This is a genomic window from Oceanobacillus kapialis (assembly GCF_044790185.1).
Classification (GTDB): Bacteria; Bacillota; Bacilli; order Bacillales; family Amphibacillaceae; genus Oceanobacillus_B; species Oceanobacillus_B kapialis.
Window position 1 is genome coordinate 500,053 of the sequence record NZ_CP085256.1, and the last position, 25,366, is coordinate 525,418.

Here is a 25,366-nt window from a genome sequence, read left to right on the forward strand (position 1 = left end):
ATAGTAACGAAGGGGGAGAGTATTGAAATGAATACATTCTTTCGAACAAGCAATTTTGGACCGTTTACAATAAGACAAGCTACACCAGGCGATGCAACTGCTGTTATAGAATTATTAAAAGGCGTTGCAAAGAGATTGCATGAAAGAGGAATAAATCAGTGGGAATTTTTGCTACGTGATGAGGAAGACTCGGAGATTGTTGCAGCCATTGATCGTGGTGTTAGCTATATTGTGACAGATGGGAATAGCCTCGTAGCAACGTTTAATCTTACCAATAAACAAAACGCATGGGATCAAACGCTTTGGGGAGCACCGAACGAAGAGAATGCTTTCTATATTCACCGTCTTGCCGTACATAGCGACTATACTGGAAGAGGTATAGGGAGGGACCTTCTCTTATGGTTTGAAGAAAATATAAACGCGGAGAGTGGTCTGCTTCGTCTTGATTGTATAGCGAATAACCCTGTTCTAAATACGTTTTATAAGCAAACAGGATTTCAATACATAGGCCAAGCACTTGCAGAAGGAGATAGCTTTTCCTTGTATGAAAAGCAACTGCCTCGCACCAGTAATGTAAAGTCAAGGTAAGAAGCTCTCCTCACCTTGACTTTACAAGCTGGAGCCTTTATATTTAGGAATATATATGAAACGTTGACGAGGATTAGTATAATTGGTTTGTCTGCATCAGAGAGGGAATGGCGCTGTGAATTCCTGCAGACATGATTAGAACCTGCCTCCTGAGTTCGCCATTGGAAAGTATCATTACTGTAACATGTGCGCGGGTCATGCCGTTATCCATTTAAGTGTGCACCATTTTTTTTGGCTGCAAACAAGGGTGGTACCACCAAAACCTCGGTCCCTTTTCGGATGGAGGATTTTTTGTGTTTAAAAATAAACTTTATATAAAGAGGTGTTAGGCTTGGGTAAAAAGAACAAGCAGTTTGTGGAAAAAATCACAGCAATGGAAGATGATTTCGCTCAGTGGTATACAGACGTTGTAAAACAGGCAGAATTAGTTGATTATGGCCAAGTGCGCGGAACCATGATTATTAAACCATACGGCTATGCCATTTGGGAAAATGTAAAAGACGAATTAGATAAAAAATTTAAAGAAACGGGACACTCTAATGTGGCGTTTCCATTATTCATTCCAGAAAGTTTGCTGCAAAAAGAAAAGGACCATGTTGAAGGCTTTGCACCAGAAGTAGCATGGGTGACACATGGCGGTGAGGAAAAACTACAAGAACGTATCGCTGTCCGACCAACTTCAGAGGTACTTTTCTGTGATTACTACTCGAAAAATATTCATTCCTATCGTGATCTGCCTAAGCTGTATAATCAGTGGGGAAATGTCGTACGCTGGGAAAAAACCACAAGACCTTTCTTGCGCTCTTCTGAGTTTCATTGGCAGGAAGGCCATACAGCACATGCAACAGATGCAGATGCTGCAGAGGAAACAAATCGCATGCTGGAAATTTACGCTAAAATTGCAGAAGATTATTTGGCGATCCCTGTATTAAAAGGACGCAAAACAGATAAAGAAAAATTCGCTGGGGCAAATTATACGCTGACGATTGAAGCAATGATGCATGACGGAAAAGCGTTACAGTCTGGTACTTCTCACCATTTTGGTTCTGGATTTGCAGAGGCGTTTGATATTACGTATTTAGATGAGAATGGAGAAAGCCAATATGTTCACCAAACATCATGGGGCCTATCCACTCGTATTATGGGTGCTTTAATCATGGTACATGGTGACAATCGTGGTCTGGTTATTCCTCCAAAAATTGCTCCAACACAAGCTATGATAGTGCCAATCGCGCAACATAAAGAAGGAGTGCTGGATAAGGCATACGATTTACGCGATCGCCTAAAGAATCTTGTACGTGTCGATATTGATGCAAATGATAAAATGCCTGGCTGGAAGTTTAATGAATATGAAATGAAAGGGATCCCTGTACGTATCGAAATGGGACCAAAAGATATAGAAAAAGAGCAAGTAGTACTTGTACGCAGGGATACTGGTGAAAAAGAATTCGTTGCACTTAGTGAACTGGAAAGTCGACTTCCTGCGTTATTAGAAGAAGTGCAGCAAAACCTTTATACGAAAGCTAAAACGCATCGTGAAGAAAATACATCCATTGCAAAAACAATGGAGGAGTTCAAACAGGTGCTAGAAGAAAAACCAGGCTTCATCAAAGCAATGTGGTGTGGGGATGTTGCGTGTGAAGAGAAAATAAAGGAAGAAACAACCGCTACTTCACGTTGTATACCATTTGAACAGGAAAAAGTAGCAGATACTTGTGTATGCTGTGGGAAAGAAGCAAAAGAATTAGTGTATTGGGCAAAAGCATATTAAAATAACCCTTTTTCCAAAGTGGCTAAAAGCTGAATGGATTTGCATGATATTATGCGAATCTATTCAGCTTTTTTTTATTAGAATCTACTGTATGGCTAAATAATCCTTAATTAGATTAAATATTCATTATATTAAAACGATGCTGAGGTGATTCTTACTTTAGAAATGATCCGAAAGTTAAGGATGTAAAGGGTTTCAGGAAATAAATTTTAAAACTTGGATAAAAACCTATTGAATTTTTATTCATAAGGTGGTATAAATATACATAGTCATTAATAAATATACACGATATGCAACGGGGGATAACGATGAAAGATATATTAACGAAAGAACTCGACTTGATAAAACAAGACCTTATTAATATGAGTGATCACCTATATCATCATCCTGAATTGGGTGACCAAGAATATGAATCCATGAAACTACTATCAGATTATCTTAACAAACAAGGCTTTGAAGTACAAACAGGTCTAGTCGGAAGGCCGACCGCTTTCAAAGCTACTTACGAAGGGAAAAAAACGGGGCCGAAAATAGCTTATTTAGCCGAATATGATGCCCTTCCAGGTGTGGGGCATGGCTGTGGCCACAATTTAATCGGAACCATGAGTGTCGGAGCAGCAGTAACACTAAGTAAACAGATTGATCAAATTGGTGGGAGTGTTGTTGTACTTGGTACTCCAGCAGAAGAAACAAATGGAGCAAAGGTGCCAATGAGCGATGAAGGGATTTTCACAGACATTGATGCCGCAATGATTGTCCATCCAAGTGACCTTTCCTATGAAAGTGGGGAGTCTCTAGCGATGGATGCTATCCAGTTTGCCTTTACTGGAAAAGCTTCGCATGCGGCAGCTTCACCGGAAAAAGGGATTAATGCATTGGATAGTGTAATTCAACTATTTAATGGAGTGAACGCTATTAGAGAGCATGTAACATCAGATGTACGAATTCACGGCATTATTTCTGAAGGAGGGCAAGCAGCAAATGTCGTCCCTGATTATGCAGTTGCCCAATTTTATGTTAGAGCAAAGGAAAGGGACTATTTAAATGAAGTTGTAGACAAGGTCCATAACATTGCTAAAGGTGCAGCGTTGATGACAGGTGCCACATTGGAAATATCCAACTATGAATTAAGCTACGACAATATGATTACAAACAAAGCATTATCTAATGCATTCAATCAAAATTTACAACAGGTTAGTGGAAAAGCGGTTCTACCTGCGAAGCAAAGCTATGGATCTATTGATATGGGGAATGTTAGTCAGGTTGTGCCAGCAATTCATCCGTACATTGGTTTTGGAGAAGAAGGGTTAATTGCTCATACACAGGAATTTGCAGATAAAACAATTACAGATGAAGGACATCAAACCTTAACAAACGGGGCACTCTCACTTGCATTAACTGGATATGATCTTTTAACAGATGAAGCATTATTTCAATCTATTCAACAGGAATTTAATAATAAATAGGGGGAAGAAACAATGAAAAAAACATTTGGACTTATATTATTTATCATACTAATAGCAGGTGGCTTAGCAGCTTGCGGATCATCAGATTCAGCTTCAGGCAGTGCCGAGCAGGAGGAAAAGGTTCTTAAGATGGCTACTTCGGCAGATTTTCCACCATTTGAATCCCGGAATGCTGAAGGGAACTTTGAAGGTTTTGATATTGATTTAGCAAATCTTATAGCTGAAGAATTAGGCTATGAGCTAGAAATAGAAGATATGAAATTTGATGGATTGATTGGCGCCTTGCAGGCAGATCGAATCGATATGGTCATGTCTGGTATGAGCGCAACCGATAAACGGAAGAAAAATGTAGACTTCTCTACTACTTACCACCATTCTGGAGAAATGTTTGTTACAACAGCTGATTCTGCAATAGAAAGCCTTGAAGATTTGGAAGGCAAGACTGTTGGTGTTCAACTTGGTACCATTCAAGAAGAAGGCGCAGAAACGCTTAGTGAGGAATATGGCTTTGAAGTGAAGAAAGTAGATGATTCAGGATTGCTTATTCAAGAATTAAATTCTAACCGGATCGACGTTGGATATATGGATAAAACGGTTGGAGTCGGATATGTAAATGAGCAAGGTCTAAAAGGTTTCGATGATCCAACAATGAGCTCACCGGGTATGGGGATCGCTTTTCCAAAAGGTAGTGAATTGGTGACAGACGTAAATGAGGTACTTAAAAAACTCGAAGAAGAAGGAAAGATCCAGGAGCTTGAAGATAAATGGCTTTCTGACGTTGAATAAAGGAACTAACTACTAAAAAATAAAGATAAAGAATTGAGGTGTTAAGGCATGAATTTGGATTTCACCCAAATCGTGCCTTATATTCCTTTTATACTAGAGGGAATTGGGGCTACGTTAAAATTTGTAAGTATATCCATTGTAATGGGGTTTGTACTTGGTACATTACTCGCACTATGTAAAATAACTAAAATACCAGTGTTAAAGGGATTTGCCGTTTTCTATACATCGATATTTCGTGGAACGCCGCTTATTCTGCAATTAATGATTATTTACTTTGCTATTCCGCAGCTTACTGGATATGATATTTCAGCATTTCTATCAGCCGTCCTCGCCTTTGGTTTAAACTCTGCCGCGTATATTTCGGAAATTATACGTGGTGGGATTCAAGCGGTGGACCGGGGTCAGACAGAAGCTGCAGAAGCGCTAGGTGTTCCCTATAAGCCGATGATGCTAAATATTATTCTTCCGCAGGCATTTAAAAATATTTTACCGGCTATGATGAATGAATTTATTACGTTAACGAAAGAGTCTGCATTAGTCTCTACCATTGGATACTTAGATCTTATGCGTAGGGCTCAGGTGGTTGGTTCGGATATTTATCGAAACTTTGAGCCGTTAATTTTTGTAGCACTCATTTATTGGATTATGGTCTATCTCCTCACCTTTGCAGGGAGTTTAGTAGAACGGAGGCTTCGTCAAAGTGATTAAAGCTGATAAGATTACGAAAATATTTGGAAAACAAACGGTATTGAATGAAATCTCTACTACCATTCAGCAAGGGGAAGTAGTGACTATTATAGGGCCTTCCGGGTCAGGTAAATCTACTTTTCTTCGTTGTTTAAATCTTTTAGAAGAGCCAACTTCAGGAGAAATATTTATGAACAACAATGAGATTACAGGTTCAAAAGTGAATAAGCTGGAGGTTCGAAAGGATATTGGGATGGTGTTTCAGCACTTTCATTTATTCCCGCATATGACAGTGCTTGATAATGTCACGTACGCACCACAGAAGGTAAAAGGGGTAGATAAGTCAACAGCAGTGGAACGTGCAAAAAAACTACTCGCGAAGGTCGGATTATCGGATAAAGAAAGCGCCTATCCGAATCATCTTTCAGGCGGGCAGAAGCAACGGGTGGCCATTGCAAGAGCATTGGCGATGGAGCCAGAAGTAATGCTGTTTGATGAACCTACCTCAGCTCTCGACCCGGAAATGGTAAAAGAGGTGCTGGATGTTATTAAGGATTTAGCTAATACAGGCATCACGATGGTGATCGTAACACATGAAATGAATTTTGCTAAAGAAGTAGCGGATCGAGTCCTATTCTTAGACCAGGGAAAGCTAGTAGAAGAAGGAAAGCCGAATGACTTTTTTGGGAAACCTCAGACTTCCAGAGCGAGAGGTTTTCTGGATAAAGTACTGTAGTTAAATAAGGTGTGATAGAACAGAGCGAATTCAGGCTATGGCATAAATTCGCTCTGCCTTTTTTATTTTTTAGGTTGACGCATTTATCCTGAACTGGCAGTAAAGGTTCGATTCGTTCAACTAACATTTGGTGGGAGAGGAAGGGAACCCCACCACCAGACGAAGTTTCACTTTATTGCTTCAACGCTTCTTGAATTGCTTTTTCAAGTTCTTCGGGTTTGGTTTGTGGTGCAAATCTGTCTATAACCTCTCCGTTCTTGTCGACTAAGAACTTGGTGAAATTCCATTTGATCTGCTTTGTTAGTAAACCTTTTGCTTCATCTGTGAGATATGTGAAAAGCGGGTGCGCATTTTTTCCTTTTACATCCACTTTACTGAACATTGGAAACGTAACCCCGTAATTTAACTGACAGAATTCTTCTATTTCCTCATTCGATCCAGGGTCCTGACTGTTAAACTGATTACATGGAAAGCCTAGGATTTCAAGACCTTGCTGCTGGTACGTATTGTAAAGCCCTTGCAAACCTTCCAATTGTGAAGTAAATCCGCACTTACTTGCTGTATTTACAATTAAAAGAACCTTTCCTTCGTACTCAGATAAAGAAACTTCATTGCCGTTAATCTTTTCAGCCTTAAATTGATATACACTCATAATAAGCAAGCCTCCCTTATAAAAAGAATAGCAATGAGGACACCACCTGTCTAAATAAACGCTTTAGATACAGAAAAAAGACGACCTAAGGCCGTCTTTTTTCTGGCATTATGCTTCTTGTTTAAGTGACTCACCGATAGCGGCAAGTCTTTGTTCCACTTCTTGTTCATTTAACCCATGTTCTTCTACATATAGGTTTCGTGGGCTTACTCGGCATTCATGAGTACAGCCACGCATATATTTATGCTCATTTTCTTCTGAGCAGAGTATTTGCTGGTTACATTCTGGATTTGCACAATTTACGTAGCGCTCGCAAGGTTGTCCATCAAAATAATCAACGCCGACTACAACGTGTTCTTTTTGATTAATTGGTACAGCTATACGATTATCGAATACATAGCATTGGCCATCCCAAAGTTCACCTTGTACTTCTGGGTCCTTTCCATAGCTTACGATGCCGCCATGTAGCTGGCTAACATCTTCAAAGCCCTCTTCAAGCAACCACCCGGAGAATTTTTCGCAACGAATTCCCCCTGTACAATAGGTTAGAACCTTTTTGTCTTTTAGGTTTTCTTTGTTTTCCTTAATCCATTTTGGAAGTTCACGGAAGGTTTCGATATCCGGTCGAATAGCCCCGCGGAAATGACCTAGATCATATTCATAATCATTACGGGCATCAATTACGACAGTATCTTCGTCTTGCATTGCGTCAAAGAACTCCTTTGGTGAAAGATATTTACCCGTTGTTTCTAATGGGTCAATATCATTTTCAAGTCTTAGAGAAACTAATTCTGGACGCGGACGTACATGCATCTTCTTGAAGGCATGTTCATCATGCTCATCAATTTTGAATACCATGTCGGCAAAGCGCGGGTCGTTGTGCATTGCTTCCATATATTTTTTGGTCTGTTCTTTTGTACCAGAAACTGTCCCATTTATTCCTTCTTCTGCAACGAGAATTCTGCCCTTTAGTTCAAGTTCCTTACAGAATTTAAGATGCTCGTCGGCAAAGGATACAGGATCCTCGATCGGCACATACTGATAATACAATAAAACCTGATAATTTAAGTTTTCCATGTTGATTTACCACCTATCATTCATATTTGCAAGATATAAATGTTTGGTAGTCGATATTCTTATTTTTTATCTTGCAATTCATTATTCTACCATGTTTTTAGTACAAATTCTAGTCCATGTATATTTTGTCCCGTCCGAATCGTTCCACTAACATTTATTAACATTTAATGGGGAGGGGACTCCAATAAATGAAGGATCACTTTATGTTTTCCCTTACTAAAAAAGGGTAAACGATTAAAGCCAAGATACATACATAATGAAGGGATTGGAGGTGGAGAAAGTGGCAACTATTCGTGTAGGATTAATTTCTGCCCCAAATTTTCCAGCAGAAATAGCGGAAAAATTATGTGATGAATTACCCGATATTTTTGTTAAATATATTGATAAGGAAACGAGCTGGAAGGTGGAGTCGACTGTAGATACACTTGTTGGGGTGGCAGAAGAAACAAAAGAAGTCCTAGATAATGCCTCCAATATAAAAAAAGACCACAATTGGGATTTCGTTATTTGTCTGACGGATTTACCTATATTTATGAAGAAAAAGATAGTAGTAGGGAATGCTTCTATAAAAAATAAAATTGGACAAGTGTCAGTTCCTGCTTTCGGTGTCATGCCGATGCGTAAACGGATCCGAGTGATTATTGTAGAGTTAATGAAAGAACTATATCGTAATTCCGAACGGCAGCCTACCAGAGATGATCAAACACTGGTAAATGGGAAGGATGCTGCTAAAAATATAGGAAAGCAGTTTTACTTTTCAAGAGTACGGAGGGTAGAAGCAGCTGAGGATGATGAACTGGACTTTCGCTATATAGTACGTTCTGCTTTTATTGGATATGTGCGTATTCTCTTCGGTATGACATTTGCCAATCGCCCTTGGGCGGCACTTCTGTCGTTTAAGAAATTAGTAATGTTATCCTTTGCGTCAGGTGCGTATATCTCAATTTTTCCTAACCCGTGGGTACTTAGTGTTGAATATTCTCCAGTAAGGTTAAGTATTCTTTCTCTTCTATCTATTTTTGGTATGGTAGTATGGATTATTTTAACCCATAATCTATGGGAAAAACCTTCCCAACACGGAAAGAAACGGTGGCGAAATTTATATAACCGAACGACTTTCCTGACATTGACAAGTATTGTTGTTCTAAATTATCTGGTGTTATTTTCGATGTTCCTAGCGGGTATGGCCCTTTTAGTCCCTCCTGAGCTGTTTCAACTGCGTACAAGTGTAGAGGGAATGCCATCCTTTATCTACTATATTAAGCTTGTGTGGTTGATTACGTCGTGTGGAACTCTTGCTGGTGCCATTGGGACAGGGCTGGAGAGTGAGGAAAGAATACGTAATGTAACCTATTCCTTTCGTCAGCAACAACGCTACTACGAGATTGGCGAGGAAGAGGATAAAAATGAGAAACAGGATGAGGAAACCGAGGTTGAAAAGAGGTGTAGTCGATGAGCCAGAAAATTGTGGTTGGCCTAATTGCTGCTCCGGAGCTCCCTGCATCAATTGGAAAGAAGTATATGGAAAGGATTGCGCCTCAACTCCAGAATCAAATTAAACAAGACGTCGAGTGGGAGATGAAAATTATTGTAGATCCATTGACGGGTTCTGCAGAAACAGTAGGGGAGATACTGGAGAAGGCAATTGAAATTAAAGAAACTGAGGAATGGGATTATGCAGTTTGTTTAACCGATCTCCCTCTCTTTCATGAAACAAACATTGTGGGCGCAGATATTAGTCTGCATCACGGTGTTGCACAATTATCCATTCCTGTTTTTGGTTGGTTACCAACCAAAAAGAGAATTCAGAATGCAATCATCCAAATAATTAGAGAAATTTATTATTATCAAGGTAACTCGGATAAAATTGATGAACTAGAAAAGTCGAAACCTGAACGTATTCTTCAAAAGCAGTTTCCTGTTAGCAGGGTAAAAAGACTTAGCACCAAGGAGGAAGTGGTGGGGAAGGAAGCACGATATATCGCATATCCCCGCACAGTTGGCAGAATACGCCTGTTAATGGGAATGACCCAAGCAAATCGTCCGATGAGTATTATGCCTTCCTTAAAAAGTATTATTGCGGTAGCTTTCTCCACAGGTGTATTTGGCCTTATCTTCACTACAATATGGGAGCTGAGCTATATTCTCAGCAATTATCGACTGATCGCATTAAATGCAGCTGCTATTGGATTAATGGTATTCTGGATTATTACTGCGCACAATCTTTGGGAAAATCCGAGCTCCCAGTCTGTGCCTAAGCTTCGACGACTGTATAATCAAACGACAATACTTACATTACTTATTTCTGTAATCAGTTATTATGCCGTTTTATACATTTTGTTTTTAGTAGCTATAATTGTTCTTATCCCACCAGACGTATATGCTTCTTCCATAAATCTTGAGGGAGAATTTACTTTTGTATACTTTTTAAGGCTTGCCTGGGTTGCGACTTCTATTTCTACGATAGTGGGTGCGATTGGAGCAAGTTTGGAAAATGAAGAACTGGTTCGGGATATTACGTATGGTTACCGGCAAAAGCGTCGGTATAGTGAAATAGAAAAAACGAATTAAACGGAAGTTTTTCCCACTACGAAATCCTCTTGAGGTCGGGAAACGCTTACTTACAACTCGCTCAGGGAATGAGCTAAGAGAAGTTTTTAAAAAATAAATTCCTAATTACTTGCTTTTTAGTTTAGAAAAGGTTAAAGTTATAAGTAGCAAAAGGAAATTGAAGTTTGAATAATACTTTACGATCTCTTTATCAAAGCGGTGTAAAAGTATTTATGATTCAATTACTTTGCACGATATTTGTATAAGGAGGTCATTTTAATGACTGGTAAAGTAAAATGGTTTAACGCAGAAAAAGGCTTCGGTTTCATCGAGCGTGAAGACGGAGACGATGTATTCGTACATTTCTCAGCTATCCAAGCAGAAGGTTTCAAAACTCTTGAAGAAGGTCAAGACGTTGAATTTGAAATCGTTGAAGGTAACCGCGGACCGCAAGCAGCTAACGTTGTTCGCCTATAATAGTTGATAATAAGAAGGTTTATCTCATTCGTGAGGTAAACCTTTTTTTGTATAAATAAAAGATGTGGGGGAGAAGCATGGGACATTTTAATTGGAAGGACGCTGCAGAGGTGGAGTGGGATAAGCGGGCTGACTTTTGGCATGAACGCAGTCGCAAGATGTGGGAAACGGGTAGCAGAAGTGACATTATCCCTTTCGTTCAAAAGCATGTGAAAAAGGGAAGCCGAGTGCTGGATGTCGGGTGTGGAGATGGATATGGATCTTATTTGTTACACCAGGCGGAATTTAAAGTTACTGGAATCGACCTTTCAACAGAAATGCTAACCCATGCAAAAAGAAGTTTGCCAGAGGAAGAAATAACGTTTGAAAAAGCCGATGTTAATGAATTACCTTTTCCGGATAAATCTTTTGATGCATTATTAGCGATTAATGTTTTAGAATGGACAGAGGGTCCTTTCCATGCATTAAAGGAAATGGTTCGAGTAACGAATGGGGAAGGGTTTCTCTGTATTGGTGTTCTCGGTCCAACAGCAGGTCCTCGTATAAATAGCTTCCCTCGCTTACATGGAGAAAAGGCAATCTGTAATACGATGATGCCTTGGGAGCTTGAGAAGCTTGCAAAGCATCTCGGTCTCCAGCGGATAGATGATGTTGGTGTATATAAAAAAGAAGTGCAGCCTGAAGAGGCAGCGCATTTGCCGTTGGAACTTAAACAGGCACTTTCTTTCATGTGGGTATATCTTTTCAAGAAAGAGGAGAATTAATTTGGATAGAAAAGAAATGGAAGACCAAGTAATAAAAAGCTATCAGAGCGATGAAAAAATGATGATACTCGTTTATGCACAATGGTGTATTAACAATGACATAGACCCTGTTGCGTTATATGCTAAGGCATATCCAGATCAGCTGCATAACCCTGCCTTAGCGGAAGCAATGGAGCTTACGGTTACAAAGGAAGAATCAGAAGAGATTCCTGCCCATACTGTACTCCAAATTCTACAATTGTTTGGGAATGACGACCTGGCTTTTATTGTACAAAGTGAACTAGACAAACAAAAAAGAGAACAGAAATAATTCTGTTCTCCAATTCTCATGATTCGAATAGTTTAATAAGTGCCTGTGTCCCGCTGTCATTTTCTCCATTTTCTGCCAGCTCTTTGTAAAGCTTAAGAGAAAGGTCAAGCCCAGGGGTGTCCATCCCGAGTTCTTTGGCAGATTCCAAGGCAATACTCATGTCCTTAATAAAATGTTTTACATAAAATCCAGGGGCGTAATCGTCAGCAATCATTCTTGGCGCCAGTTTTGATAAGGAAAAGCTACCCGCTGCCCCAGTAGTAATGGTATCCAACACCCTAGAAGGATCTAAGCCAGCTTTCCTTGCATAAACAATTGCTTCACATACGCCGACCATGTTCGAGGCAATCGCAATCTGATTACTCAATTTTGTATGCTGCCCTGCTCCAGCTTCTCCCTGTAAAATGATATTTTCTCCCATTGCCTCTAATACTGGAAGTACTTCCTTAAAGGCTTCTTCATCACCACCAGCCATAATGGCCAATGAACCGTTTTTAGCACCAATATCGCCGCCTGAAACCGGAGCATCAAGGGCCTGGATGTTCTTCTCCTTTGCACGATCATAAATTTCCTTAGCTAATGTCGGTTTAGAGGTTGTCATATCAATTAAATAACTGCCAGACCTTGTATGTGCAAGTAAGCCATCTGTTCCGAAATAAACCTCTTCTACGTCTTTCGGATAGCCGACAATGGTAATAATAATTTGGCAAGAAGTAGCAAGTTCCTTCACGGAATCTGCCCACTCAGCTCCTTCTTCCAATAACGGGAGTGCTTTTTCTTTTGTCCTCGTAAAGACCGTAACTGAGAACCCGTTCTTCATTAAATTTCTAACCATCCCATTCCCCATAACCCCTGTACCAATAAAACCAATTTGTTTCGTCTTCATTGCCTTCTCCCTCCAAACATATTTGCAATTCATGTAATATGTACTGTGTTTCTTTGTATGAAGTATAGCATAGAGAGAGACATACAATTTGTATATGCCCCTCAGGTTTATTGTTATTTTTGGAAAATGCTATCGATTTCTTTTATTTCTTCTGTGGTCAATTTCACATCAAGTGTTTGAAGGTTGTTTAACACCTGGTCAGCTCGTTTTGCTCCAGGAATAACAACATCAATGGCATCCCTTGTTAAATACCAGGCGAGCACCACGTGGGCAACCTCTGTATTTTTGTTGTTGGCTATCTTCCGTACCTTCTCTACCTTTTCGAGGTTACGTAGGAAGGTTTCACCTTGGAAGTTTGGTGCCTTTGCACGACCGTCTTGGAACGTTGTGTTTTTATCATATTTCCCTGCAAGTAAGCCGGAAGCAAATGGGAAATACGGCACAAATGAGATATTGTTTTCCGTGGTGTAAGGGAAATATTCGGTTTCTGCCTCCCTATTTAGGAGGTTATATTCTCCCTGAAACACGTCTACATAACCGTCCTTATTTGCCTCTTTTAGTTGGTCTAGAGAGAAATTGGAAACGCCAATTGCTTTTATTTTCCCTTGATCTTTCAATTCTTTTAATGCACCAACCGCTTCATCTTTTGGAGTTTTTTCGTCCGGAAAGTGGATATAATATAGGTCGATATAATCGGTTTGCAGTCGTTTCAAACTATCCTCCACCGATTGCTTTAAAAATGCGGGAGAATTATCGAATACGACATCATCTCCGACAAATTTATGCGCACCCTTGGTTGCAAGTACTACTTCCTGACGTTTTCCCGTTTCTTTGATGACTTGTCCAACAAGTTCCTCTGAACGTTCTGGACCATAAATGAAAGCAGTATCCAAGAAGTTCATCTCATTGTTGATCGCTGTTTTGACTAATTCTTTTCCTGCTTCTTCATCAAGATTTGGATAAATATTGTGACCACCGACAGCGTTTGTTCCCAAACCAATTGGGTTAACTGTCAACTCTGTTTTCCCTATTTTCGTCTTGTTTTCCATGGGTATTTCCTCCTTAAAAGCGTTGTAGCTTATTCTTTACGATAAGTCCTCACATGTAATAGTATAAGGAAAAAAGTAAGGGAAGGGAAACAAATGAACTGGCAGCTCAAATCATTTTCTGAATTAACAAACACGGAATTATACAAGCTCTTAAAAGCGCGTACAGAGGTCTTTGTTGTAGAACAAAATTGCGCCTACCCGGAATTAGATGATTATGATCAGGGCAGTATGCACTTGTATTTGGAAGACGAGGGGGAACTGGCGGCGTTGGTGCGCCTTATTCCTTCTGGACTTAAATATGCGGAAGCATCGATTGGAAGAGTTATGGTAGTGAAGGAATTCCGAGGGAAAGGATATGCGAGAGAAGTCATGGAAAAAGCAATAAATGTTATAGCGAATGATTGGAAAGAAGCCAAGATTAAAATTCAAGCACAGGAATACTTAAAGATATTTTACGAATCCCTGGGTTTTAAGCAAGTATCGGATCCCTATTTAGATGATGGAATATTACATATTGACATGTTTTGGGAGTCGAAATAGGGAATCACTCTCCATTGTTTTGCGCATAGTATACATACATCGTTAAAGCAATGGGAGGAGGATCCTTATGATCACCAAAGAACAATTGTCCCAGTGTAAAGCAGACTTGTTGCAAAGACAAAATGAATTGATACATCATATACAGGATCATTTTGGTACAACGTATGAATTAGCTAAAGAATCGGTAAGTGAACTGTCTAATTATGACAACCACCCCGGTGATATGGGGACAGAGCTTTTCGAGAGAGAGAAGGATATTGCCTTAAACGAACATGCTGAGACAGAGCTAGAGGAAATAAATAAAGCGCTGCATGCTATTGAGGAAGGAACATATGGCATATGCAGCCAATGTGGTGCAGATATTCCATACGAGAGGCTAGCAGCTTTACCAACTGCCGACCGTTGTATGGAGCATGCCACAAATGCTCCTATTTTTGAAGAAAACCGTACAGTTGAAGAAGAAGTCTTCAGCCCGAATATAAATCCGGATGAAGAAACGAATGAAAATCAGGTAGGCTATGATGCAGAAGATAGCTGGCAGGAAGTAAGCAGATACGGGACATCAGAGACTACTTCGGATTTTTATGAGGACCACGATAATTATGATGAAATGTATCCAAATAGTGATGAGCTTGTAGGCTCACCAGAGAATATTGAAGAATTTCTGGCGGCAGACATCGACGGGAAATTTGAGGGAGTTTCCTATAACCATAATAAATATGAAAAAGAACTCGATTCTATAGACGATGATGAAACCACTTAACCCGTATAAACGTATATTTATTAAGGGAGTGGTCATATGAATACACAAAATGGATGTATGAAATGTGGAAGTAGAGATGCGGATTCCAAAGAAGTTGCCATGACAGGCACTGGCTTATCCAAAATGTTCGATATGCAGCATAACCAATTTCTCGTTGTATATTGCAAGAACTGCGGATACTCCGAATTTTATAATAAGAAATCCTCTAAAGGAAGCAATGTCATTGATTTATTTTTTGGATAACTAAAAGCGGACCCTTATTAAAAGGTCCGCTTTTTAAAATGTTTTCCTTAAAAAAGGTTACCCATCATGCTGCCAACTAAGCCGCTAGTAATACTTCCTAAAAGATATCCGGAAACAATTAGCGATATGAAGTAAATTCCGATCAGTAAGTAAATACGGTCAAAAGCTGGTGCTGGTCTTTCAAGTAAGATAAAGGTTGGTACTAAAAGAATAGGGCCTAATAATCCTATCATAATAATAGTTCCGGAAAGAAGCGTAATATTAAGAAGGGCGAGAAGAGAGCCTACTACTATTAGAACCAAGAATGGTACAGAATATGCTCCAGTCTTTGCTACTACGTCTGTAAAAGAAAGGTTTTGGCCACCTATTTTTACACCTGCAAAGGCCAGCGCTGTAATAATACCATATAAAATTAAAAATTGGATTAGTGGCAGTAAGAAGCCGTCCACAAAGGATACTTGCATATAAAAGGATGCAATACTGCTGGAAATTATGTAAGTACCAAGGGAGATAAGCAGTGAAAAAACTACAATTGTTATAATACCTGGAATCAACTGACTGCCTGTAACAGTTTGTCCTTCGCTTGGCTTTTTAAGCAGCGTTAGAAAAAAGGAGCCGAACTGGGAAGACTCTTTCTTCACTGTTTCCATAAAATCGTTGGATGGTTGTTGCTGTTGGGCTTGCCCTCCAGCAGGTGTCGAACCGCTTTCTACATGCTGATGTGGCTGTTCAGATGGAATCGTATGATCCGTGTAGAGCCCCTCTTGGGTAGCCGCTTTATCCTCAACCGGTAAAGGTGCTCCACAATTTGTACAAAACTTTCCTTCTTCTGTTTCCTGTCCACAATTCGGACAAATCATCAAATCACTCCTTTTAAGTATTGGATACTTACATGCATTTCGACAAAAAGTGTAGAATTCCTGTTTTTAATGTGTAAAAACGTTCCTTTTTGTCATTTCTTACGAATAGCTTTACATTTCGCAAGTCAAGTCTTCTCTGCAGTATATATCCACTACCATTATAATGTTAAAATGCAAAAAAAAGAAGGGAGGATAGTCCCTCCCTTCACAAAAGCTAGCGTTATTCTTGTTATGCTGAATCTCCAGCTTGTAAGGTGACGTTTGCTGTCTGTTTCTCGCCGTCACGATAATATTCTATTTCAACTGTATCTCCGACTGCAGCATCAGAGTACAGGAATTTTCGAAGTTCTAAAATAGAAGTAATGGCATTACCGTTAATTTTCGTAATTACATCAAACCTTTGCAGCCCTGCTGCTTCAGCAGAAGAACCAGCTTGCACATCTGCAATAACCATTCCACCTTCTACTTCTTCTGGAAGCGTAATTTCACTACGGAATTGGGCCGGTACTTGGCTTAGTGAAGCCGTGCTAATGCCAATAAGTGGTCGTTCAATCTCTCCGTTTTCCTCTAATTGCTCCATTATAGGAAGAGCTGTATCAATAGGGATTGCAAAGCCAATTCCTTCTACTTCTTCCCGGGCAATTTTCATAGAGTTAATACCAATCACTTTTCCATTTTCATTAACAAGTGCTCCGCCACTATTCCCAGGGTTAATAGCTGCATCTGTCTGAATTACTTCCGTTACCCAATCAGCTTGTTGGTCTCCATTCGTGTCCATGCTGACAGAACGATTTAATCCACTAATGATTCCTTTTGTGATGGTATTAGCAAATTCCATACCTAAAGGATTACCGATTGCCACTGCAGTTTCACCAACTGCTAAATCTTCAGAACTTCCAATACTGGCTACTGTGTCAATCTTATTTCCATCAACCTCAAGCACAGCCAAATCGGTTAAAGCGTCAGATCCGAGCACTTTTGCATTTACACGTTCGTCATTATTCAGCACAATCTCTACTTCTTCTGCGCCTTCTACAACATGTTGGTTCGTGACAACATAAGCTTTCCCGTTTTCCTTTTTATAAATGATACCGGATCCAGTACCAGCTTCTTGGCTTTCAGTCCAAATGCTTTGCTGTTGCATATTACTTACGCCAACAACTGCCTTTGTGGTTTCTTCAATACTTGAGGACATGCTTGCATCCTCTGACGCCAATGTTTCCACAATATCTGGACTTGCTGAGGAGCTATTGCCGTTATCATTTGCAGCAGATGAAGAAGCATCCATATTAATTGGAATAACATTTGTCATAACAAGTGCAATAATTACAGCTACTGAAACGATACCTCCAGATAGGCCACCAAGTATGAACTGCAATCCACTACGGTTCTTTGTGGGCTTGCTATTATTTGTCCGTTGCTCCTGTTGAACCTGCCCATGTTGCATAGTATGCTCCTGATTGGGTGGAGTTGCCTGATGTGTCTCTAGTGGTTCTCTATTTTGTTCTTGCTCATAAGCTTCTGGACGATTTGTGTCTTCGGTGTTCTCTGGATGATGTTGATTGTAATTGTCTCTTTCCATTGAGGATCATCCTTTCTGTGTGATTTCGATTATAGGTAAAGTATACCCATGTATTTTGGGAAAGATTTGGTATAAATGTGGTAGAAATGTGTAAAAGGGAGATAGCTTGTTCAATAGCTGTAATTTATGTAAAAATAGAAGTAATTATAATAGCGAAAGGTGAACGCGTATGAACTATCATATAGGGGTAGTGGAAGATGATCCAAATATCCAGAATATTGTAATGGCGTACCTGAAGAAGGAAGGTTTTGAGGTTACCTTGTCGGACTCTGCCGAGAAGGCTTGGGAAGTGTGGGAAAATCGCAAACCGGACATGTGGATATTAGATATTATGCTTCCTGGTATGGATGGCTATGAATTTTGTAAAAAAATTCGTAATGAAAGTGAAGTGCCGATCATCATTATTTCTGCTAAGGATGAAGAAATTGATAAAATCTTAGGTCTTGAGCTCGGCGGTGACGATTATTTAACAAAGCCATTCAGCCCGCGTGAACTAATAGCTCGGATTAAGCGCTTGTTTAAACGTTCTGCACCACGAATTGATGCGGAAAATGGAGACAAAGAAATCATTAAAACACATCATTTGGAAATATATATAGAAGAACGTCGCATTTTTTATAAGGGAAAAGAATTTGATGTCACCACAAAAGAATTTGATATGCTCCTTTTCTTTACACAGAATATTAATCGAGCCTTCTCTAGAGAGGACTTGTTAGTTAGAGTTTGGGGAGATGATTATTTTGGGAGTGATAGAGCGGTAGATGATCTAGTTAAAAGATTGCGTAAGAAGTTACCAGATTTGCCACTAGAGACGGTGTGGGGGTATGGTTACCGTTTACGTGATGAAGAGGAAGCAGAATGAAACTGCAATCACAATTAAACGCTGCTTTTACCGCTTTATTGATCGTCATATTAGCTGTAACAGGGTATGTTATTTACTCCTTGATTCTTGACATGCTAATAGAGGATGAACAACGACAACTTAAGCAAAATGGTGAGATCTTGGCAGATATAATCAATGTCGGACAAGTTAGCGATGCGAATCTCACAGAATTTCTAGAAAATCAGAATCTCCAGCTCATTATGTATAACGAGAATACGAATGTTATCCCATATTCAACCATTCCGAGTACTATGGTAAGAGGGTTGTTTGAGAACAATGATTTTAGTGCTCGTGGCGAAGCATTATGGGAATATAAAAATGCACGTTATGTAACCTCCCGTATCATTATTACTCCTGAAAGTAATGGGGATCAGCTTATCTTATTGACACCTTTAAATGATTTGCAGAAAGTGCAACAACAGTTCATCTTTCGGCTACTGATTGTTTTTCTCATCGGTACAGCAGTCGCTATTCTTCTAAGCTATTTCTTAACGAATAAACTGGTAACCCCTTTATCACAATTAAAAAGACAGTTGAAAAAGGTAGAGAATCGCCAGTTTGAAGATATAGATCGGATTAAAGCAACAGGGGAGATCAAAGAAGTAGAGCAAAGCGTTTATGATATGGCCACAGAACTGAAACAGTATATTTCGTCACAGCAAACCTTTTTCCAAAATGCCAGTCATGAATTAAAAACACCATTAATGACCATTCAAGGTTACGCGGAAGGTATTAGGGATGGGATTTTTGACGAAAATGATCAGGATAAAGGCCTTGAAGTAATGGTAACAGAAGTGAAAAGACTTAAAAAAATTATTAATGAAATGATTTTACTGGCAAAGCTGGACAGTGATTCAGAAGTGTATAATAAGGAAAAAATTTATGTTGAAGAGTTAATCGAGCAAGTCGTGGCAAGGGCATTACCGATTGTAAATGAAAAAGATATAAATTTAAGCCACGAGGTGAATCCAGATATAGTTCTATATGCAGATGAAGAAAAGCTTCTTCGCGCGCTCTTAAATTTAGTATTTAATGCAATTCGCCATGCTGAGTCAACGGTCCGGATCCGTGTGCAGACAAAAGACTCCTCTACACATTTTATCATTGAGGATGATGGAGAAGGTGTTGCAGAGGACCTTATGCCACATATTTTCCACCGTTTTGTAAAAGGAAAAACAGGGGAAACTGGATTAGGACTGGCTATCGCTAGAGCAATTATAGAACAATCTAACGGAAAAATTACGGTCGATAAGTCTGAATTGGGCGGAGCGAAATTCGAGGTTATTTTTGTTTCCTAAGAAATTAACGGGAATAATAAGCTCATGAGATTGCTTCATCGTGTCTTCTTTACAATATAAAACGTCATCGTTTGTGGATTTATCGTAAATTTTTCAAAAAACTTTAGTATACCAAATAATTTATGGTATAATTGTATAGTTTGAATCAACTCTAATTAAAAGAGGAGCGTACTTTAATGCAATTAAGAGAAGATATTCGTAATATTGCGATCATCGCCCACGTTGACCACGGTAAAACAACATTGGTTGATCAGTTGCTGAAATACTCAGGGACTTTCCGTGAAAACGAACAAGTAAATGAACGTGCAATGGACTCAGGAGATATTGAAAGAGAACGTGGAATAACCATTCTGGCGAAGAATACTGCAATTAAATATAAAGATACATCCATTAACATATTGGATACACCAGGACACGCTGACTTCGGTGGAGAAGTAGAGCGAATCATGAAAATGGTAGATGGTGTAGCCTTAGTAGTAGATGCTTATGAAGGAACCATGCCACAAACAAGATTCGTGTTGAAAAAAGCACTCGAGCAAAAGCTTACACCAATTGTTGTATTAAACAAAATTGACCGTCCAAATGCCCGTCCTCAAGAAGTGGTGGATGAAGTGCTGGACCTATTCATTGAGCTAGGTGCAGATGATGACCAGCTTGAGTTCCCAGTAGTTTATGCTTCTGCTTTAAATGGAACATCTGGCCTTGAACCAGAAGAGCAGGAAGAAACGATGGATCCCGTCTTTACAACTATCTTAGAACATATCCCAGCACCTGCTGATACACGGGACGAGCCATTACAGTTCCAAGTAACATTGTTAGATTACAATGATTATGTAGGAAGAATTGGAGTAGGCCGTGTTGTAAGAGGAAAAATCAGTGTAGGACAGCAAGTGGTTGTCTTAAAAGAAGACGGTTCACAAAAGTCCTTCCGTATTAGTAAGTTGTTTGGCTTTATTGGTCTAAAACGGATTGAAATTCAAGAAGCGATAGCGGGAGACATTGTTGCCATTGCTGGTATGGAAGACATTAATATTGGTGAAACCATTTGCCCACAGGATCATCCTGAAGCTCTACCATGGTTGCGCATTGATGAACCTACACTTCAAATGACATTTGTAGTAAACAATAGTCCGTTTGCTGGACGTGAAGGTAAATATATTACATCACGCCGTATCGAAGAGCGTCTATTGAAGCAGCTGGAAACTGACGTTAGTTTGCGTGTAGAACAAACAGAATCACCGGATGCGTGGATTGTTTCAGGTAGAGGGGAATTACATCTTTCCATTCTTATTGAAAACATGCGTCGTGAAGGTTATGAGCTACAATTATCAAAACCTCAAGTTATCATTAAGGAAATCGATGGCGTACAGTGTGAACCGGTAGAACGTGTGCAAGTAGATGTGCCAGAAGATTACACTGGAGCAGTTATGGAATCTCTTGGTGCTCGTAAAGGCGAAATGCTTGATATGGTAAACCATGGTAACGGCCAGGTTCGCCTGGAATTCAAGGTGCCTTCTCGTGGATTGATCGGTTATGCTACCGAGTTCATGTCACAAACACGCGGATACGGAATTATCAACCATACGTTTGATACGTATGAGCCTCTTATTAAAGGGCAAGTTGGTGGCCGCCGTGAAGGTGTACTTGTTGGATTAGAAAATGGTAAAGCATCCACTTACGGAATTATGCAGCTAGAAGACCGCGGCGTTATTTTCGTGGAACCTGGTACGGAAATCTATGCTGGAATGATCGTTGGAGAGCACAACCGCGAAAACGACCTAACTGTTAATATTACAAAAGAAAAGCATTTAACAAACGTACGTTCAGCTACTAAGGATCAAACTGCTACAATCAAGAAATCAAGAAAAATGTCGCTTGAGGAAGCAATTGAGTACTTAGCTGACGATGAGTACTGTGAAGTAACACCAGAATCCATTCGTTTACGGAAAAAAATCCTTAATAAAAACGAACGTGAAAAAGCAGCAAAAAAATCAAAAACTTTCTAATATAAGTTTTAGCAGGGAATCCGTGTATGTGGGTTTCCTGTTTTTTTGTGGGGATGGGGTAAGCTGTTTAAATGGTGGCAGATTGGGAGGTGTTGTTCAATCAACCAAGCAGTCGCTCCAATCAACCAAGGCAGCTGTCCAATCAACCACGATAGTAGATCAATCGACCACAACAGCTGACCAATCAACCATAACAGTAGTCAATCGACCAAGCAGTCGCTCCAATCGACCAAGGCAGCTGTCCAATCAACCACGACAGTAGATCAATCAACCACAACAGCTGACCAATCAACCATAACAGTAGATCAATCGACCAAGCAGTCGCTCCAATCGACCAAGGTAGCTGTCCAATCAACCACAACAGCAGATCAATCAACCACGACAGTAGATCAATCGACCAAGGCAGCTGTCCAATCAACCACAACAGCAGTCCAATCGACCAAGCAGTCGCTCTAATCAACCATCCCAAACCCATCAACACAACAAAAACTTAAAAAATCTACTGGTTTAGGAACCACGCAAGTAGGCAACTAATAAAGGAAAGTGGAAGGAGGCACAATTTCTATGAGAATCGCAACAAGAGTCATATTACTGTTGTTCATTTTATTCGTAATCGCTAGTTGTACAGACGAAAAAAGCTCCCCGCCAGAATCGGAACAACCTGCTGAAGAAACGACAGGAGAGGCTGACGACAATGAAGAAGGCAGGGGCAGTGAAGAGGTAGAAAATAGGCAGCAATTAGCGACAAACTTAGATGTACCTTGGGCAATAGAAAAGCATGCTGGTAATGTATATGTTAGTGAGCGTCCTGGTGCTATTGTCACTATTACCGATGATGGCCAGGTGCGAAAACCAGTTGAACTTGAAGCAGATCTTTCCCAACAGCCTGAAGCTGGTTTACTTGGCCTTGCTTTTCCCGATAACTTCACGGAAACGAATACAGCTTTTGCTTATTACTCATATCAGGAGGGTGGATTCTACTATCAACGAGTAGTGCAGCTGGAAGAAAATGAGGATGCATGGCAGGAAGTTTCCACAATTCTTGATGAAATTCCGGGTGGGCAGGTGCACCAGGGTGGTCGTATAAAAATAGGACCAGACGAAAAACTTTATGTTACAACAGGGGATGGTTCTGTGCCAGAAAATGCTCAGGATTTAGAAAGTTTAGCAGGGAAAATACTGCGAATAAATCAAGACGGTTCTGTGCCACAGGATAACCCTTTTCAAGATTCTTATGTTTATTCCTATGGACATCGTAATCCGCAGGGGTTGGCTTGGGATGAGAATGGCACCCTATATGCTACTGAACATGGTTCTAATGCCTATGATGAAATTAATCAAATTGAGCCCGCAGGAAATTATGGTTGGCCGGAAATTCGAGGAGATGAAACCCAAGAAAATATGATTACACCTGTTGTCCATTCTGGTGAAGAGACATGGGCGCCATCAGGAATGAGCCCTCTTCATGGAAGTTTTTTCTTTGCGTCACTTAGAGGAGAAAGTCTGAATAGGTTTAATCCCCAAAATAATACGGTAAGTACTGTCTTATCAGATCTAGGAAGAATTAGGGACGTTTATGCAGTAGAGAATGGCCTCTACGTGATAACTAATAATACCGATGGTAGAGGGACACCTTCTGAAGAGGATGATCAACTCATCTTCTTAGAGCTGCCCGCTAACCAAATTCATGGATCATAGTAACACCTATAATAAAGTAGGACGGAAACTTCAGGTCTTCACCAATTCTTCTTAATGCTTCCCCGTTATCAGCTATATTAAAAAAGTAGGTTGCTTTACGCCTCGTGCGGGAAAGATAAAGATATAGGTGGTGATGATATGTTTCGGTTTTTTAAACGACTAAAATTTATCTTTAAAGTTAAGAAGTTTATTCCATTTTTAAAAGATTTCTTCTTGACCAACCAAGTTAGAAAACGTACAAAATTCTTATATGCCGGCATTGCATTAGGTTATTTTCTCTTTCCATTTGATATCATTCCCGACTTCTTACTTGGGTTTGGGATTATTGACGATTTAACAGTAGCCTTATTTATCTTAGAAAGAATGGTGAAAACAGCCCCAGCATCTTTAAAAGCAAAACATACTTTATAAAAAAACGCATCGATCTAAAAAATCGATGCGTTTTTATAATACCCTTGCTTTTGTTCTTACCCTCTTCTCAGTGGCAGGGTGCAGCAGCGGAACGAGCCGCCGGATTTAATAATTTCTGAAAATGGTACTTCATGTACGGTGAAGCCTGCTTCTTTTAATTTCTGGTTTACTTGCTTGTTTTCGGGTAAACTGATTACTTGGTTTCCGCCTATCGACAATACATTAGGCCCCATGTTAAATTGCTCTTTATCGGTTACTTCGATTAGATCATATTTTTTTCTTAAAAGTTTAAGGGATGCTGCGTCGATAGCCTTCGAATAAATTAATGCTGTATCACGACTAATAATATTTAATACACAATCGAGATGAAGGATTTCCTCATCTAGCGTAATTGGCATAATATTGTATGTTGGCAAATGGCTCTTTAAGGTATCAATTGCTTCGTCACTCGTACGATTGCTTCTCCCTACAAAAATATCCCCTTCATCAATAAGAACGTCTCCACCCTCAATAGAACTGGAGAAGGATTGTTGATATTTATAGTTATTCTTTTCAAGCCAGTTTATTAATACCTGTGTTTCGGGGCTACGTAATGTTTCTTCCATATTTGAAATATATAATGTATCTCCAATACAAAAACCAATATCTCTGGTGAAAACCTGTTCGTTTAAATCTTTTTTGGGGTGTAGGCTTATTACATCTATATCTGCACTTTTCAAGCCATTGACAAAATTTTGATGCTGCCGTAACGCTTTAGTTTGATCAATATTTTCTTTAAGGAAATGGCGTTGCGTTTCATTAATAGCTTCCTTTATTTCCATATGTTCTGGTGGTACGACGATTACCTTTTGTAGATCATCATACTCGCTATTACAGTAAATCATGCTGGTTTGTTCTTTAGCTGGTGTACTGGTCATTTTTATCCCCCATTGAGATCCTTTTTACCTCTCTTTTCCCTGAAAAAACGATTATAAACCAACCAGCCTTTCACATAAAAAGGAGACTACACGGGGCAGCCTCCTTCTGTATTATGATTTTCCGCTTTTCTTCTCATCTGGAATATATTTTGTAAAATATGCTGCAAAGCACAGGCAGATAAAAGTTAGCCCCCAGGAAACAATCCCGCTCCATGTGGCGTTAATCTGTAGTCCTATAATGAGAATAAGCACACTAACCCCAATAAAAAGAGCAGTTAAATATCGTTTCACGTTTAAAACACCCCTATAGGAACTTACCAAAACAGTCTTATGAATTATTTTAATACCAAATCACTTAGAAGGAAA

General features: G+C 39.7%; 29 protein-coding genes and 1 other annotated feature. Of the genes, 19 read left to right on the plus strand and 10 right to left on the minus strand.

Annotation, left to right across the window (positions count from 1 at the left end; genetic code table 11):
• The first annotated feature begins 27 nt into the window (after nt 1-27).
• From LG273_RS02670 to LG273_RS02695, 6 genes are all read left to right on the plus strand, one after another.
• On the plus strand, nt 28-588 hold the full coding sequence (locus LG273_RS02670) for a GNAT family N-acetyltransferase (protein WP_404457459.1): 561 nt from the start codon (nt 28-30) through the stop codon (nt 586-588).
• A gap of 54 nt (nt 589-642) precedes the next feature.
• Nucleotides 643-864: a binding site (T-box leader), on the plus strand.
• Between the two features lie 55 nt (nt 865-919).
• The gene (gene proS, locus LG273_RS02675; protein ID WP_404457461.1) at nt 920-2,359 is read left to right on the plus strand and encodes a proline--tRNA ligase; all 1,440 of its coding nucleotides are present in this window, start codon (nt 920-922) and stop codon (nt 2,357-2,359) included.
• Between the two features lie 308 nt (nt 2,360-2,667).
• Nucleotides 2,668-3,825: a M20 family metallopeptidase gene (locus LG273_RS02680; RefSeq protein ID WP_404457464.1), complete on the plus strand. Its 1,158-nt coding sequence runs from the start codon at nt 2,668-2,670 to the stop codon at nt 3,823-3,825.
• A gap of 12 nt (nt 3,826-3,837) precedes the next feature.
• The gene (locus tag LG273_RS02685) at nt 3,838-4,611 is read left to right on the plus strand and encodes a transporter substrate-binding domain-containing protein (RefSeq protein WP_404457466.1); all 774 of its coding nucleotides are present in this window, start codon (nt 3,838-3,840) and stop codon (nt 4,609-4,611) included.
• 48 nt (nt 4,612-4,659) lie between these two features.
• The gene (locus LG273_RS02690; protein WP_379559858.1) at nt 4,660-5,319 is read left to right on the plus strand and encodes an amino acid ABC transporter permease; all 660 of its coding nucleotides are present in this window, start codon (nt 4,660-4,662) and stop codon (nt 5,317-5,319) included.
• Nucleotides 5,312-6,034 (plus strand): amino acid ABC transporter ATP-binding protein, encoded by a 723-nt coding sequence (locus LG273_RS02695; RefSeq protein ID WP_404457469.1) that lies wholly within the window; start codon nt 5,312-5,314, stop codon nt 6,032-6,034. The genes LG273_RS02690 and LG273_RS02695 overlap by 8 nt, the downstream gene beginning before the upstream one ends.
• 172 nt (nt 6,035-6,206) lie before the next feature.
• Here the strand turns inward: LG273_RS02695 and LG273_RS02700 are convergent, their stop codons facing one another.
• Nucleotides 6,207-6,686, minus strand: a complete 480-nt coding sequence (locus LG273_RS02700; protein ID WP_404457471.1) for a glutathione peroxidase — start codon at nt 6,684-6,686, stop codon at nt 6,207-6,209.
• 108 nt (nt 6,687-6,794) lie between these two features.
• On the minus strand, nt 6,795-7,763 hold the full coding sequence (locus LG273_RS02705; protein WP_379559855.1) for a rhodanese-related sulfurtransferase: 969 nt from the start codon (nt 7,761-7,763) through the stop codon (nt 6,795-6,797).
• 280 nt (nt 7,764-8,043) lie between these two features.
• Here LG273_RS02705 and LG273_RS02710 point away from each other — a divergent pair, with 280 nt between their 5' ends.
• The 5 genes from LG273_RS02710 to LG273_RS02730 all read left to right on the plus strand — a co-directional run bounded on the left by LG273_RS02710 (nt 8,044) and on the right by LG273_RS02730 (nt 11,864).
• Complete coding sequence (locus tag LG273_RS02710; protein WP_404457474.1) at nt 8,044-9,219, plus strand: hypothetical protein; 1,176 nt, start codon at nt 8,044-8,046, stop codon at nt 9,217-9,219.
• On the plus strand, nt 9,216-10,334 hold the full coding sequence (locus tag LG273_RS02715) for a 5,10-methylene-tetrahydrofolate dehydrogenase (protein ID WP_404457477.1): 1,119 nt from the start codon (nt 9,216-9,218) through the stop codon (nt 10,332-10,334). Before LG273_RS02710 ends, LG273_RS02715 begins: the two co-directional genes overlap by 4 nt.
• Before the next feature lie 258 nt (nt 10,335-10,592).
• On the plus strand, nt 10,593-10,790 hold the full coding sequence (locus LG273_RS02720; protein WP_017795660.1) for a cold shock domain-containing protein: 198 nt from the start codon (nt 10,593-10,595) through the stop codon (nt 10,788-10,790).
• 77 nt (nt 10,791-10,867) lie between these two features.
• Nucleotides 10,868-11,554 (plus strand): class I SAM-dependent methyltransferase, encoded by a 687-nt coding sequence (locus LG273_RS02725; RefSeq protein ID WP_404457480.1) that lies wholly within the window; start codon nt 10,868-10,870, stop codon nt 11,552-11,554.
• A gap of 1 nt (nt 11,555) precedes the next feature.
• On the plus strand, nt 11,556-11,864 hold the full coding sequence (locus tag LG273_RS02730) for a hypothetical protein (protein WP_379559850.1): 309 nt from the start codon (nt 11,556-11,558) through the stop codon (nt 11,862-11,864).
• Nucleotides 11,865-11,880: 16 nt separating this feature from the next.
• Here the strand turns inward: LG273_RS02730 and LG273_RS02735 are convergent, their stop codons facing one another.
• The gene (locus LG273_RS02735) at nt 11,881-12,783 is read right to left on the minus strand and encodes an NAD(P)-dependent oxidoreductase (protein ID WP_404457483.1); all 903 of its coding nucleotides are present in this window, start codon (nt 12,781-12,783) and stop codon (nt 11,881-11,883) included.
• A gap of 80 nt (nt 12,784-12,863) precedes the next feature.
• Nucleotides 12,864-13,799, minus strand: coding sequence for an aldo/keto reductase (locus tag LG273_RS02740; RefSeq protein ID WP_379559846.1), 936 nt, complete (start codon nt 13,797-13,799; stop codon nt 12,864-12,866).
• 93 nt (nt 13,800-13,892) lie between these two features.
• On the opposite strand from LG273_RS02740, the gene LG273_RS02745 reads away from it, so the two are divergent.
• From LG273_RS02745 to LG273_RS02755, 3 genes are all read left to right on the plus strand, one after another.
• Entirely contained in the window at nt 13,893-14,339 is a 447-nt protein-coding gene (locus LG273_RS02745; protein ID WP_404457485.1) for a GNAT family N-acetyltransferase, read from the plus strand.
• 67 nt (nt 14,340-14,406) lie between these two features.
• Complete coding sequence (locus tag LG273_RS02750; RefSeq protein WP_379559844.1) at nt 14,407-15,102, plus strand: TraR/DksA C4-type zinc finger protein; 696 nt, start codon at nt 14,407-14,409, stop codon at nt 15,100-15,102.
• Between the two features lie 36 nt (nt 15,103-15,138).
• Nucleotides 15,139-15,345 carry a zinc ribbon domain-containing protein gene (locus LG273_RS02755; RefSeq protein WP_379559843.1) on the plus strand — a complete coding sequence of 69 codons (207 nt, stop codon included), beginning with the start codon at nt 15,139-15,141 and terminating at the stop codon, nt 15,343-15,345.
• 47 nt (nt 15,346-15,392) lie between these two features.
• On the opposite strand, the gene LG273_RS02760 is transcribed toward LG273_RS02755, so the two are convergent.
• Together LG273_RS02760 and LG273_RS02765 are read right to left on the minus strand one after the other, a co-directional pair.
• Nucleotides 15,393-16,205 carry a zinc ribbon domain-containing protein gene (locus LG273_RS02760; RefSeq protein WP_404457487.1) on the minus strand — a complete coding sequence of 271 codons (813 nt, stop codon included), beginning with the start codon at nt 16,203-16,205 and terminating at the stop codon, nt 15,393-15,395.
• Nucleotides 16,206-16,434: 229 nt separating this feature from the next.
• Nucleotides 16,435-17,787: a S1C family serine protease gene (locus tag LG273_RS02765; RefSeq protein WP_404457489.1), complete on the minus strand. Its 1,353-nt coding sequence runs from the start codon at nt 17,785-17,787 to the stop codon at nt 16,435-16,437.
• A 169-nt stretch (nt 17,788-17,956) separates the two neighbouring features.
• Between LG273_RS02765 and LG273_RS02770 the strand changes: the two genes are divergently transcribed.
• From LG273_RS02770 to typA, 3 genes are all read left to right on the plus strand, one after another.
• Nucleotides 17,957-18,649, plus strand: coding sequence for a response regulator transcription factor (locus tag LG273_RS02770; RefSeq protein WP_379559840.1), 693 nt, complete (start codon nt 17,957-17,959; stop codon nt 18,647-18,649).
• Nucleotides 18,646-19,968 (plus strand): sensor histidine kinase, encoded by a 1,323-nt coding sequence (locus LG273_RS02775; RefSeq protein WP_379559839.1) that lies wholly within the window; start codon nt 18,646-18,648, stop codon nt 19,966-19,968. The genes LG273_RS02770 and LG273_RS02775 overlap by 4 nt, the downstream gene beginning before the upstream one ends.
• Before the next feature lie 176 nt (nt 19,969-20,144).
• Nucleotides 20,145-21,974: a translational GTPase TypA gene (gene typA / locus LG273_RS02780; protein WP_379559838.1), complete on the plus strand. Its 1,830-nt coding sequence runs from the start codon at nt 20,145-20,147 to the stop codon at nt 21,972-21,974.
• 8 nt (nt 21,975-21,982) lie between these two features.
• Here typA and LG273_RS02785 read toward each other — a convergent pair whose 3' ends face one another.
• Entirely contained in the window at nt 21,983-22,162 is a 180-nt protein-coding gene (locus LG273_RS02785) for a hypothetical protein (protein ID WP_404457492.1), read from the minus strand.
• Nucleotides 22,159-22,452, minus strand: coding sequence for a hypothetical protein (locus tag LG273_RS02790; protein WP_404457495.1), 294 nt, complete (start codon nt 22,450-22,452; stop codon nt 22,159-22,161). Before LG273_RS02790 ends, LG273_RS02785 begins: the two co-directional genes overlap by 4 nt.
• 86 nt (nt 22,453-22,538) lie before the next feature.
• On the opposite strand from LG273_RS02790, the gene LG273_RS02795 reads away from it, so the two are divergent.
• Together LG273_RS02795 and LG273_RS02800 are read left to right on the plus strand one after the other, a co-directional pair.
• Nucleotides 22,539-23,672, plus strand: coding sequence for a PQQ-dependent sugar dehydrogenase (locus LG273_RS02795; protein ID WP_404457497.1), 1,134 nt, complete (start codon nt 22,539-22,541; stop codon nt 23,670-23,672).
• Nucleotides 23,673-23,810: 138 nt separating this feature from the next.
• The gene (locus tag LG273_RS02800; protein WP_379559835.1) at nt 23,811-24,083 is read left to right on the plus strand and encodes a YkvA family protein; all 273 of its coding nucleotides are present in this window, start codon (nt 23,811-23,813) and stop codon (nt 24,081-24,083) included.
• A 56-nt stretch (nt 24,084-24,139) separates the two neighbouring features.
• On the opposite strand, the gene LG273_RS02805 is transcribed toward LG273_RS02800, so the two are convergent.
• Both LG273_RS02805 and LG273_RS02810 read right to left on the minus strand, forming a co-directional pair.
• Nucleotides 24,140-25,000 carry a dimethylarginine dimethylaminohydrolase family protein gene (locus LG273_RS02805; RefSeq protein WP_404457500.1) on the minus strand — a complete coding sequence of 287 codons (861 nt, stop codon included), beginning with the start codon at nt 24,998-25,000 and terminating at the stop codon, nt 24,140-24,142.
• Between the two features lie 111 nt (nt 25,001-25,111).
• Complete coding sequence (locus tag LG273_RS02810; RefSeq protein ID WP_379559833.1) at nt 25,112-25,291, minus strand: hypothetical protein; 180 nt, start codon at nt 25,289-25,291, stop codon at nt 25,112-25,114.
• Nucleotides 25,292-25,366: the final 75 nt, after the last annotated feature.

Excerpts from the sequence above, each read along its gene's own strand:
- LG273_RS02740 (WP_379559846.1), bottom strand. The coding sequence starts at position 13,799 with ATGGAAAACAAGACGAAAATAGGGAAAACAGAGTTGACAGTTAACCCA.
- LG273_RS02800 (WP_379559835.1), top strand. The coding sequence starts at position 23,811 with ATGTTTCGGTTTTTTAAACGACTAAAATTTATCTTTAAAGTTAAGAAG.
- LG273_RS02720 (WP_017795660.1), top strand. The coding sequence starts at position 10,593 with ATGACTGGTAAAGTAAAATGGTTTAACGCAGAAAAAGGCTTCGGTTTC.
- LG273_RS02715 (WP_404457477.1), top strand. The coding sequence starts at position 9,216 with ATGAGCCAGAAAATTGTGGTTGGCCTAATTGCTGCTCCGGAGCTCCCT.
- typA (WP_379559838.1), top strand. The coding sequence starts at position 20,145 with ATGCAATTAAGAGAAGATATTCGTAATATTGCGATCATCGCCCACGTT.
- LG273_RS02680 (WP_404457464.1), top strand. The coding sequence starts at position 2,668 with ATGAAAGATATATTAACGAAAGAACTCGACTTGATAAAACAAGACCTT.
- LG273_RS02795 (WP_404457497.1), top strand. The coding sequence starts at position 22,539 with ATGAGAATCGCAACAAGAGTCATATTACTGTTGTTCATTTTATTCGTA.
- LG273_RS02705 (WP_379559855.1), bottom strand. The coding sequence starts at position 7,763 with ATGGAAAACTTAAATTATCAGGTTTTATTGTATTATCAGTATGTGCCG.
- LG273_RS02735 (WP_404457483.1), bottom strand. The coding sequence starts at position 12,783 with ATGAATTGCAAATATGTTTGGAGGGAGAAGGCAATGAAGACGAAACAA.
- LG273_RS02805 (WP_404457500.1), bottom strand. The coding sequence starts at position 25,000 with ATGACCAGTACACCAGCTAAAGAACAAACCAGCATGATTTACTGTAAT.
- LG273_RS02755 (WP_379559843.1), top strand. The coding sequence starts at position 15,139 with ATGAATACACAAAATGGATGTATGAAATGTGGAAGTAGAGATGCGGAT.
- LG273_RS02765 (WP_404457489.1), bottom strand. The coding sequence starts at position 17,787 with ATGGAAAGAGACAATTACAATCAACATCATCCAGAGAACACCGAAGAC.
- LG273_RS02770 (WP_379559840.1), top strand. The coding sequence starts at position 17,957 with ATGAACTATCATATAGGGGTAGTGGAAGATGATCCAAATATCCAGAAT.
- LG273_RS02700 (WP_404457471.1), bottom strand. The coding sequence starts at position 6,686 with ATGAGTGTATATCAATTTAAGGCTGAAAAGATTAACGGCAATGAAGTT.
- LG273_RS02690 (WP_379559858.1), top strand. The coding sequence starts at position 4,660 with ATGAATTTGGATTTCACCCAAATCGTGCCTTATATTCCTTTTATACTA.
- LG273_RS02725 (WP_404457480.1), top strand. The coding sequence starts at position 10,868 with ATGGGACATTTTAATTGGAAGGACGCTGCAGAGGTGGAGTGGGATAAG.
- LG273_RS02670 (WP_404457459.1), top strand. The coding sequence starts at position 28 with ATGAATACATTCTTTCGAACAAGCAATTTTGGACCGTTTACAATAAGA.
- LG273_RS02775 (WP_379559839.1), top strand. The coding sequence starts at position 18,646 with ATGAAACTGCAATCACAATTAAACGCTGCTTTTACCGCTTTATTGATC.
- LG273_RS02750 (WP_379559844.1), top strand. The coding sequence starts at position 14,407 with ATGATCACCAAAGAACAATTGTCCCAGTGTAAAGCAGACTTGTTGCAA.
- LG273_RS02745 (WP_404457485.1), top strand. The coding sequence starts at position 13,893 with ATGAACTGGCAGCTCAAATCATTTTCTGAATTAACAAACACGGAATTA.
- LG273_RS02685 (WP_404457466.1), top strand. The coding sequence starts at position 3,838 with ATGAAAAAAACATTTGGACTTATATTATTTATCATACTAATAGCAGGT.
- LG273_RS02760 (WP_404457487.1), bottom strand. The coding sequence starts at position 16,205 with ATGATTTGTCCGAATTGTGGACAGGAAACAGAAGAAGGAAAGTTTTGT.